Below are 9,615 nucleotides of genomic sequence, written 5' to 3'. Positions count from 1 at the left end.
TCGACGGCTCAGAGCGGCCCGGAGCCGTCGTCGACGTCGCCCTCGGGGCCCGTGGGCGGACCGGTCGGCGGCGCGGCGGGCGGCGCGGCGGGCGGCGCGGCGGGCGGCGTGGCGGGCGGCGTGGCGGGCGGGGTGGCGGGCGGGGTCTCAGGCGCCGTCTCGGACGACTCCGCGGCGGGCCCGGTCGGCGGGGCCTCGGGCGGCGTGGCGGGTTGCGCGGCGGACGTCGTCGTCTGGGCGAGCAGGCGCTCCAGCCGCGCGCCCGTCAGCCGCAGGAACTTGCGGTGCTCGCGGTTGCGGTCGAGCACCGCGACCTCCAGCTGGGTGACCGGCGGCCGCTCGCCGCCCGGCTCGGTGAGCGCGGCCAGCGCCACCTCAAGGGCGTCGGCCAGCGACATCGACTCGCGGTAGCGCTCCTTCAGCCGCCCGGCCACGGCGTCGGCCTGGCCGCCCATGGCCGCGAAGCCGTGCTCGTCGAACACCGAGCCGTCGAAGGTCAGCCGGTAGATGGCGTCGCCGTCGGGGGTGTCGCCGACCTCGGCGACGACGACCTCCACCTCCAGCGACTTGATCGACTCGGTGAAGATGCGGCCCAGGTTGGAGGCGTAGAGGTTGGCCAGCCCGCGGCCGGTCACGTCGGAGCGGTCGTAGGTGTAGCCGTTGATGTCGGCGTAGCGGATGCCGCCGAGGCGCAGTTCCTCGAACTCGTTGTAGCGGCCGACGGCGGCGAACCCGATGCGGTCGTAGATCTCGCTGATCTTGTGCAGCGCCCGCGACGGGTTGGGCGCCACGAACAGGATGCCGTCGACGTACTGCAACACGACGACCGACCGGCCCCGCGCGATGCCCTTGCGCGCGTAGTCGGCCTTGTCCCGCATGATCTGCTCAGGGGACGCATATCCAAAAGGCATGGACACGGGCAGTGGTCCTTTCTAGCGCAGCGGGGCGATGGGGCCGTCGGGCGAGATCATCCGGGCCTCCAGCATCTGTTCGACCTTGGCGGCCACCTGCTGGTCGGTCAGCCTGCGGAAGCCGTCGGCGTCGATCACCGACACGATCGGCCAGATCTTCCTGGACACGTCGGGCCCGCCGGTCGCCGAGTCGTCGTCGGCCGCGTCGTAGAGGGCCTGGATCACCGTCATCACCATGTCGTCAGCCGAGGCGCCGTCGCGGTAGAGCTTCTTCAGCGAGCCGCGGGCGAAGATCGAGCCGGAGCCGATGGCGTCGTACCGGTCGCGCTCGTAGGGGCCGCCCGCCACGTCGTAGCTGAAGATGCGGCCCTCGTCGCGGTCGGGGTCGTAGGCCGCGAACAGCGGCACCACCACCAGGCCCTGCATCGCCATGCCGAGGTTGCCGCGGATCATGGTGGCCAGGCGGTTGGCCTTGCCCGCCACCGAGAGCGTGCGGCCCTCCATCTTCTCGTAGTGCTCCAGCTCCACGCGGTAGAGGCGGGCCATCTCGATGCCGGTGCTGGCCGTGCCCGCGATGCCCATGCACGAGTAGTCGTCGGAGCGGAACACCTTCTCGATGTCACGCTGCGAGATGATGTTCCCCGACGTGGCCCGCCGGTCGCCCGCCATCACCACGCCGCCGGCGAAGGTGGCGGCCACGATCGTGGTCGCGTGCGGGACCTGGTCGCCGATCGGAGTGGCCAGCGCCTGGTGACGCTGCGGCAGCAACTCGGGCGCGTAAGAGCCGACGAACTCGGTGAACGAGGAGTTCCCTGAGTTTCGGAAAAGCTGGTCCACCAGGCCGACGGGCAGATCCCTGTTCGGTGCCACGCGACTCCCTCCCAACATCAGTGTCTCTAGGCCGACCCTACTCATGTTGCGTTGCTGTCTGCACTTCCCACGATCAGCTCACGGCGAACCGTTCATCAGATCGTTTCTTTACGCCCGCCACACCCCGTGCGATTGTCGGTATGTCTGCACGTCCTGAACAGGAGGCCGACTTGCGACTCCCCAGCCGGCCCGCGCTCGTCGCGGCCGCAGCCGTCCTGGCCCTCACCTCCTGCGGCTCCGGCACCCAGTCCGGGGGCAGCATCACCCTCACCATCACCGCCAACTCCATCGAGGGCGGCAAGAACTCCGAGTCCGCCGCCTGGATCAAGAAGTGGGTCATCCCCGAGTTCGAGAAGACCCACCAGAACGTCAAGGTGCTCTTCCAGGGCAACGGCGTGGACGACGAGCAGTACAAGACCAAGATCGCTCTCGACCTCAAGTCCAGGACCGGGGCCGACGTCATCGACCTGGACGGCATCTGGGTCGGCGAGTTCGCCCAGGCCGGATACATCAAGCCGCTCACCGAGGTCGGCGGCGCCGGCGTCGAGCAGTGGGAGGGCTGGTCGCAGATCCCGCAGGCCGTCCAGGGCCTCGGCATCTTCGACGGCAAGAAGTACGGCCTGCCCCAGGGCACCGACGGCCGTGTGCTGTACTACAACAAGGCGCTGTTCAGGAAGGCCGGGCTGCCCGAGACCTGGCAGCCGACCAGCTGGCAGCAGATCATCGACGCCGGCGTCAAGCTCAAGGCCGCGGGGGTGCCCACGCCCCTCCAGATCGACGCCGGCACCGCCATGGGCGAGGCCACCACCATGCAGGGCGTGCTGCCGCTGCTGGCCGGCGCCGGGTCGGAGATCTACGCCTCGGGCAAGTGGACCGGCGCCTCCCAGGCCGTCAAGGACGTCCTCGGCTTCTACCAGCAGGTCTACGGCGGTAGCGGGCTCGGCGACCCCAAGCTCCAGCAGGAGGCCAAGGGCCGCGACAAGTCCTTCGCGCAGTTCGCCGCCGGCAAGATCGCCATCCTGGCCGAGAGCGACTACTTCTGGCGCTCGGTCATCGAGCCCAAGGCCGGGGTCGCGCCCATGCCCGACCGCGACCAGGTCGTGGGCTACGCCAAGATCCCGGCCAGGCAGCCCGGCGGCGGCATCCGCGGCCAGGACTTCGTCAGCATGTCCGGCGGGGCGGTCCGCGTGCTCAACCCCTTCTCCAAGAACCCCAAGGCGGCCTGGGAGCTGCTGGCCTTCATGCACTCGGCCGCCGCGACCAAGTCGCAGCTGGCCGGGCAGGCCCGCGTCAGCGCCCGTACCGACGTCAACGAAGAGGTGCTGAGCGCCGACCCCATGCTCAAGTTCGTCGCCGACGAGGTGCTGCCCATCACCGCCTACCGGCCGGGCCTGGCCGTCTACCCGCAGGTCTCCACCGCCCTGCAGGAGGCCACCGCGGCCGTGGTGGCCGGGAAGAGCGCCGACGAGGCGGCCGCGGCGTACCGGAGCAAGCTGGAGGGACTGGTCGGTGGCGCGGCCAACGTCGGCGGCTGACGCCGCGGGGCTGGGCCGGGGCAGGGCGGTCGCGTTCGTCCTGCCCGCCCTGGTCCTGATCGGCGTCTTCCTGCTCTTCCCGGCCCTGTGGACCATCTACCTCGGCCTGACCGACTACCGGCTGACCGGCCTGGCCGCCGCCGACCCCCAGGTCGTCGGACTGGACAACTACACCGCCGCGCTCGCCGACCCGCGCTTCCTGTCCTCGCTGTGGCTCACCCTGCTGTACGTCGGCGGCTCGGCCGTCGTCGGGCAGGCCGGGCTGGGCTTCGCCCTGGCCTGGATCCTGCGCTCGCGCACCGGCCCGCTGCGCCGGGTCGTCGAGGGCGCGGTGCTGCTGTCGTGGATCCTGCCCAGCACCGTGGTCGGCATGTTGTGGTTCGCGCTGCTCGACCGCGACGACGGCACGCTCAACGCCCTGCTGCACACGCCGGGGTTCGCCTGGCTGCTGGACTACCCGCTGTTGTCGATCATCGTCTTCAACGTGTGGCGCGGCACCGCGTTCTCGATGATGCTCTACTCGGCCGCCCTGGAGAACGTGCCGCCCTCGCACCTGGAGACCGCCCGGCTGGCCGGCGCGAGCGTGCCGCAGCAGCTGCGCGACGTGGTGCTGCCCGCCATCAGGCGGCACGTCCTGACGAACCTGCTGCTGATCAGCCTGTGGACGTTCAACGACTTCACGCCGTTCGTGCTGACCGGCGGCGGGCCCGAGGGCCGCTCGGAGATCCTGCCCGTGTACGTCTACCGCGTCGCCCTCCAGGACGGGCAGCTCGGCGTCGGCGCCGCCATCTCCTTCCTCATCCTGCTGATCAACCTCGTCTTCGCCCTGGCCTACCTGCGGTTGCTGCGCGGACGTCGCCGCACGCGGGAGGTCGCCGCCGCCGGAGGACCGCCCGCATGATCCGTCACACGCTCGGACGGCTGGCCGCCACCGTGTTCGTCGCCGTCGTCCTGGCCTTCTTCGCGCTGCCCATGCTCTGGCTGGCCAGCGCGCCCTTCGACGACACGCCGACGATCACCACGTCGATCCCCGAGTTCACGTTGCGCAACTTCGCCGCCGTCCTGGACAACCCGTACGCGCTGGGCTCGATCCGCAACTCCCTGATCCAGGGGGGCGGGGCGGCGGTGCTGGTCGTCGTCCTGTCGGCGCTGGCCGCCTACGCCCTGTCGCGGGTGCGGCTGCCCGGCCGCGACGTCCTGCTCTACCTGCTTCTGCTGCTGTCGTCCGTGGTCACCGGCACCGCGGCGATGGTGCCGATCTTCGAGCTGGCCACCCGGCTCGGTCTCATCGACACCCATCTCGGCGTCGTCCTCGTGGTCTCGGCCGGTCTGCTGCCCGCCGCGATCTTCATCCTGAAGGACTTCATGGACGAGACGCCCACCTCCTACGAGGAGTCGGCCCGGGTCTTCGGCGCCTCGTCGCTGCAGATCCTGCGGCACATCGTGGTCCCGCTCGTCCGGCCGGGGCTGGCCACCATCGCCGTGTGGGCGCTGGCCAGCGTGTGGGGCGGGTTCCTGTTCCAGTTCATCCTGCTGCGCGATCCCGAGAAGGCGCCCGGCTCGATCATCCTCTACACGCTCTACACCGAGGGCGGCGCGCCCCGGCTCGACCTCATCTCCGCCTTCTCGCTGCTGTACTCCTTGCCGGTGGTGCTGATGTACCTGTTCGTCTCCCAGCGGTACGGTTTCCGCTTCCACGGAGGAATCAAGCGTTGATCTCCCTGCACGGCCTGACCAAGGTGTTCCCCGGGGGCGTACGTGCGCTCGACGACCTCGCCCTCACCGTCGAGGACGGCGAGTTCTTCGCCCTGCTCGGCCCCTCCGGCTGCGGCAAGACCACCCTCCTGCGCAGCATCGCCGGCCTGGAGACCCCCACCTCCGGAACCGTCGCCATCAACGGCAAGGACGTCACCGCGCTGCCGCCGGGCGAGCGCGACGTCGCCATGGTCTTCCAGGACTACGCGATCTTCCCCCACATGGACGTCACCGCCAACATCGCCTACCCGCTGCGCATCAGGAAGGTCCCCCGCGCCCGCCGGACGGAGAAGGCGGCCGAGGTCGCGGCCCGGCTCAGCCTCACCGAGCTGCTGCTGCGGCGTCCGTCCGAGCTGTCCGGGGGCCAGCAGCAGCGGGTGGCGCTGGCCCGCGCGATCGCCTGCCATCCGGCCGCGTTCCTGTTCGACGAGCCGCTGTCCAACCTCGACGCCCGCCTGCGCCTGGAGGCGCGCACCTTCCTCAAGCGGCTGCAGCGGGAGCTGGCCGTCACCACCGTGTTCGTCACCCACGACCAGGCCGAGGCGCTCGCGCTGGCCGACCGCATCGCCGTCATGTCCAGGGGTTCGATGATCCAGGTCGGCACCCCGGCGGAGATCTTCCACCGGCCGGCCACCACGTTCGTGGCCTCCTTCATCGGCTCCACCCCGATGAACCTGCTGCCCGCCCAGGTCACCGGCTCCGGGCTCAAGGTGGCCGGCGCCCTGCGCCCCCTGCCCGACGGCCTGCCCCCGGACGACGACGCCCCAGTGACGTACGGCGTGCGCCCGGAGTACATGGACCTGTCCCCCGCCGAACGCCCGGACGCCTTCCCGGGCGTGGTCTCCGTCCTGGAGAACATGGGCACCCACACCCTCATCACCCTGGAGTCGCCGGACGCGCTCATCCAGGCCGTCGTGCCGGAGGGCGAGGAGCCGCCGCTCGGCGCCGCCCGCTGGGCCGTGCCGCGCCGCGCCCTGGTCTACCGCGACGACCGGCTGCTGTGACCCGGGCGGCCCGCCTCGCATACTGGACTCATGGCCAGGTCCTGGATCCTGCACGTCGACCTCGACCAGTTCATCGCCGCCGTCGAGCTGCTGCGCCATCCCGAGCTGCGCGGCAGGCCCGTCGTCGTGGGCGGTTCCGGCGACCCCGCCCAGCCGCGCACGGTCGCCGCAACCGCCACCTACGAGGCCCGCGCGCACGGCGTGCACTCCGGCATGCCGCTGCGCACCGCGCTGCGGCGCTGCCCCGACGCCGTCTTCCTGCCCAGCGACCCGCCCGCCTACGAGGCCGCCTCCGAACGCGTCATGGCAGCCCTGCGCGAGCTGCCGGTGCTGGTGGAGGTCTGGGGCTGGGACGAGGCGTTCGTCGGCGCCACGACCGACGACCCCGAGGCGCTGGCGGCCGACCTGCGGCGGGTCGTGCTCGACCGCACCACGCTGAGCTGCTCGGTCGGCATCGGCGACAACAAGCTCCAGGCCAAGCTCGCCTCGGCCTTCGCCAAACCGGCCGGCGTCTACCGCCTGACCGGCGAGAACTGGGCCGAGGTGATGAACGACCGGCCGACCGACGCGCTGTGGGGCATCGGCGCCCGGACGGCGAAGAAACTCGCCGGGCTCGGCCTGCGCACGGTCGCCGACCTGGCCGCCGCCGACCCCGCCGAGCTGGCCCGCGCCTTCGGTCCGGTGAACGGCCCCTGGTACCGCTATCTGGCCCTCGGCAGGGGCGAGGCCGAGGTCGACACCACTCCCTGGGTGGCCCGCGGTCACAGCCGCGAGATCACCTTTCCCCGTGACCTCACCGACCGGGAGGCCGTCGCCGGCCAGGTGGCCGATCTCGCCGGGCAGGTCGCCCGCGACGCCGTGGCGGCGGGGCGTCTCTGCGCGCGGGTGACGGTCAAGGTGCGCTTCACCCCGTTCCTGACCCGTACCCGGCGGTGCACGCTCCCCGAGCCCACGGCCGACGCCGGCGCGCTGACCGAGGCAGCGCTCGCCGCGCTGGGCCGCTTCGACCTGGACCGCCCGGTCAGACTGCTCGGCGTGGCGGTCGACTACACGGCGCCCGACCGAACCCCCGGCTGAGCAGGGCCCGAGGAGTGAGCCCCGGCCGGTTCGGCCGGGGCTCATCCTTCCCCATGGTCAGAGCGGTGAGGACAAGGCCCTACTGGCCCTACTCGCCACCCTTTTGCACATAGGAACGCACGAATTCCTCTGCGTTCTCTTCGAGCACTTCGTCGATTTCGTCCAGGATCGCGTCGACATCGTCAGTGAGCTTCTCCTGTCGCTCCTGCACGTCCGGCGCCGCCGAGGCCTCGGTCTCCTCAACTTCGGCCTCACGCCGGCCGGTCTGCTTCTGCCCGCCGGTGTCCTTGGTTGCCATGTCCTACCTCCGCTTGGGGGACTGCCTCCAAGGCATATCTTCCCCGAACCGGACGACATTTCGCGTCGAACGCCCTGCGATCTTGACGGCTTGACTGGATAGCACTCCTATCCAATAATGGATCCACCTCTACACAAGGAGATCCCGACATGTCGCCTTCGTCGCTGCACACGGCAGGTGTGCTCCTCATCACAGTCCCCGGCGTCGCGTTCGGCGGCGTGACGCTGCTGCGCTTCCTCATGCGCAACGAGCCGGGCTATCTGGACAACCCCGTCCGCAGGGGCCTGTGGCGGGCCGGGCACGCGCACGCGGGCGTCCTGGTGCTGTTCAGCCTGGTCGCGATGGTGTACGTGGACCAGGCGAGCCTGTCCGAAGGCGTGAAGGCGCTGACCCGCACGCTCATCGTGGCCGCGCCCATCCTGATGCCGCTGGGCTTCTTCCTGTCGGTGCTGCGTCCGCGCGACACCAAGCCGAACCGGCTGATCTGGCTGACCGCGGTGGGCGGCGCGTCGCTGGCCGCGGGCACGCTGACGCTCGGCATCGGCCTGCTGTGAGCCCCGGGACGGCCCGGGGCCCCGGCTACTCCCCGGTGCCGGTCAGCGCCGCGACCAGCTCGGCCGCGGTGCGGCAGCGGTCGAAGAGCTCGCCGACGTGGGCCTTGGTGCCGCGCAGCGGTTCGAGCGTGGGCACGCGCTGCAGGGACTCCCGGCCGGGGATGTCGAAGATCACCGAGTCCCAGGAGGCGGCGGCCACCGACTCGCTGTACTGGCTCAGGCAGCGTCCGCGGAAGTAGGCGCGGGTGTCGGTCGGCGGCAGCTCGATCGCGCGCTCGACCTCCTCCTCGCTGATCAGGCGCTGCATGCGCCCGCGCGCCACGAGCCGGTTGTACAGGCCGCGGTCGGGGCGGATGTCGGAGTACTGGAGGTCGACGAGCTGCAGCCGCGGGTGGGACCAGGGCAGGCTGTCGCGGGTGCGGTAGCCCTCCAGCAGTTCCAGCTTGGCGACCCAGTCGAGCTCGCGCGAGAGCTGCATCGGGTCCTCGGCCAGGCGCGTGAGCACGGACTCCCAGCGGTCGAGGACGTCCTTGTTCATCTCGTCCTGGGCGGTGCCGCGTTCCTCGACGTACTTGCGGGCCTGCTCCAGGTACTCCATCTGGAGCTGCACGGCGGTGAGCCTGCGGCCGTCGCGCATCGGGATCTCGTAGCGGCAGGTCGGGTCGTGGCTGACCGCCCGCAGCGACTGGACGGGGTTCTCCACGGCCAGGTCGCGGGTCAGGAAGCCCTCTTCGATCATGGCCAGGACGAGCGCGGTGGAGCCGAGCTTGAGATAGGTGGAGATCTCCGACATGTTGGCGTCGCCGATGATCACGTGCAGCCGGCGGTACTTCTCGGGGTCGGCGTGCGGCTCGTCGCGGGTGTTGATGATGGGCCGCTTGAGCGTGGTCTCCAGGCCCACCTCGACCTCGAAGAAGTCGGCGCGCTGGCTGATCTGGAAGCCCTCGCCGCGGGAGTCCTGGCCGATGCCGACCTTGCCCGCGCCGGTGACGACCTGCCGCGAGACGAAGAACGGCGTCAGGTGCCGGACGATGTCGGCGAACGGCGTGGCGCGCCGCATCAGGTAGTTCTCGTGGCAGCCGTAGGAGGCGCCCTTGGCGTCGGTGTTGTTCTTGTAGAGCTGGATCGGCGCGTTGGACGGGATCGCCGAGGCGCGGGTGGCCGCGTCGTACATCACGCGCTCGCCGGCCTTGTCCCAGATGACCGCGGCCCGCGGGTTGGTGCACTCCGGCGAGGAGTACTCCGGGTGGGCGTGGTCGACGTAGAGCCTGGCCCCGTTGGTGAGGATGACGTTGGCCAGCCCGAGGTCCTCGTCGGTGAGCTGGCTGGGGTCGGCGACTTCGCGGGCCAGGTCGAAGCCGCGCGCGTCGCGCAGCGGGTTCTCCTCCTCGAAGTCCCATCGCGCTCTGCGCGCGCGGGCCGCCGAGGCGGCCAGGTAGGCGTTCACGACCTGGGAGGAGGTCACCATCGCGTTGGCGCCTGGCTGACCTGGTACGGAGATGCCGTATTCGGTCTCGATGCCCATCACCCGACGCACCGTCATGCAACACCCTCTGTTCGTCCGGATCTGCCTATCCGCCGTTTATATGCCCGAGCCTATGCCCTTCACAG

9 protein-coding genes and 1 pseudogene are annotated in these 9,615 nt (G+C 70.8%); 6 read left to right on the top strand and 4 right to left on the bottom strand.

What is annotated here, in order from left to right; translation table 11 throughout:
* Positions 1-233 precede the first annotated feature (233 nt).
* Positions 234-911 (bottom strand): annotated as a pseudogene (gene prcA / locus AB0J46_RS34690) (proteasome subunit alpha); the annotation flags it as partial.
* Positions 912-932: 21 nt separating this feature from the next.
* Positions 933-1,781, bottom strand: coding sequence for a proteasome subunit beta (gene prcB / locus AB0J46_RS34685; RefSeq protein ID WP_352364073.1), 849 nt, complete (start codon positions 1,779-1,781; stop codon positions 933-935).
* Positions 1,782-1,951: 170 nt separating this feature from the next.
* Between prcB and AB0J46_RS34680 the strand changes: the two genes are divergently transcribed.
* From AB0J46_RS34680 to AB0J46_RS34660, 5 genes are read left to right on the top strand one after another with little or no spacing between them, the layout of a single operon-like run.
* Positions 1,952-3,316, top strand: coding sequence for an extracellular solute-binding protein (locus tag AB0J46_RS34680; RefSeq protein WP_364338304.1), 1,365 nt, complete (start codon positions 1,952-1,954; stop codon positions 3,314-3,316).
* Positions 3,291-4,217: a sugar ABC transporter permease gene (locus tag AB0J46_RS34675; protein ID WP_357977328.1), complete on the top strand. Its 927-nt coding sequence runs from the start codon at positions 3,291-3,293 to the stop codon at positions 4,215-4,217. The genes AB0J46_RS34680 and AB0J46_RS34675 overlap by 26 nt, the downstream gene beginning before the upstream one ends.
* The gene (locus AB0J46_RS34670; RefSeq protein WP_352364067.1) at positions 4,214-5,032 is read left to right on the top strand and encodes a carbohydrate ABC transporter permease; all 819 of its coding nucleotides are present in this window, start codon (positions 4,214-4,216) and stop codon (positions 5,030-5,032) included. Before AB0J46_RS34675 ends, AB0J46_RS34670 begins: the two co-directional genes overlap by 4 nt.
* A complete protein-coding gene (locus AB0J46_RS34665) occupies positions 5,029-6,075 on the top strand; it encodes an ABC transporter ATP-binding protein (RefSeq protein ID WP_364338303.1) in 1,047 nt (348 codons plus the stop codon). The genes AB0J46_RS34670 and AB0J46_RS34665 overlap by 4 nt, the downstream gene beginning before the upstream one ends.
* 30 nt (positions 6,076-6,105) lie before the next feature.
* A complete protein-coding gene (locus AB0J46_RS34660; RefSeq protein ID WP_364338302.1) occupies positions 6,106-7,152 on the top strand; it encodes a DNA polymerase IV in 1,047 nt (348 codons plus the stop codon).
* 88 nt (positions 7,153-7,240) lie between these two features.
* Here the strand turns inward: AB0J46_RS34660 and AB0J46_RS34655 are convergent, their stop codons facing one another.
* Positions 7,241-7,450, bottom strand: coding sequence for a ubiquitin-like protein Pup (locus AB0J46_RS34655; RefSeq protein ID WP_132622197.1), 210 nt, complete (start codon positions 7,448-7,450; stop codon positions 7,241-7,243).
* Positions 7,451-7,599: 149 nt separating this feature from the next.
* Between AB0J46_RS34655 and AB0J46_RS34650 the strand changes: the two genes are divergently transcribed.
* Positions 7,600-8,004, top strand: a complete 405-nt coding sequence (locus AB0J46_RS34650; protein ID WP_352327589.1) for a hypothetical protein — start codon at positions 7,600-7,602, stop codon at positions 8,002-8,004.
* 25 nt (positions 8,005-8,029) lie between these two features.
* Here the strand turns inward: AB0J46_RS34650 and dop are convergent, their stop codons facing one another.
* Positions 8,030-9,547 carry a depupylase/deamidase Dop gene (gene dop, locus AB0J46_RS34645; protein ID WP_358299020.1) on the bottom strand — a complete coding sequence of 506 codons (1,518 nt, stop codon included), beginning with the start codon at positions 9,545-9,547 and terminating at the stop codon, positions 8,030-8,032.
* Positions 9,548-9,615: the final 68 nt, after the last annotated feature.

Origin of the sequence: Nonomuraea sp. NPDC049758, from assembly GCF_040674635.1 — a bacterium.
Taxonomy (GTDB): Bacteria; Actinomycetota; Actinomycetes; order Streptosporangiales; family Streptosporangiaceae; genus Nonomuraea.
The sequence above is the reverse complement of the archived record's forward strand: the minus strand, read 5'-3'. Positions and strand labels throughout refer to the sequence as shown.

Excerpts from the sequence above, each read along its gene's own strand:
- AB0J46_RS34670 (WP_352364067.1), top strand. The coding sequence starts at position 4,214 with ATGATCCGTCACACGCTCGGACGGCTGGCCGCCACCGTGTTCGTCGCC.
- AB0J46_RS34660 (WP_364338302.1), top strand. The coding sequence starts at position 6,106 with ATGGCCAGGTCCTGGATCCTGCACGTCGACCTCGACCAGTTCATCGCC.
- AB0J46_RS34655 (WP_132622197.1), bottom strand. The coding sequence starts at position 7,450 with ATGGCAACCAAGGACACCGGCGGGCAGAAGCAGACCGGCCGGCGTGAG.
- AB0J46_RS34650 (WP_352327589.1), top strand. The coding sequence starts at position 7,600 with ATGTCGCCTTCGTCGCTGCACACGGCAGGTGTGCTCCTCATCACAGTC.
- dop (WP_358299020.1), bottom strand. The coding sequence starts at position 9,547 with ATGACGGTGCGTCGGGTGATGGGCATCGAGACCGAATACGGCATCTCC.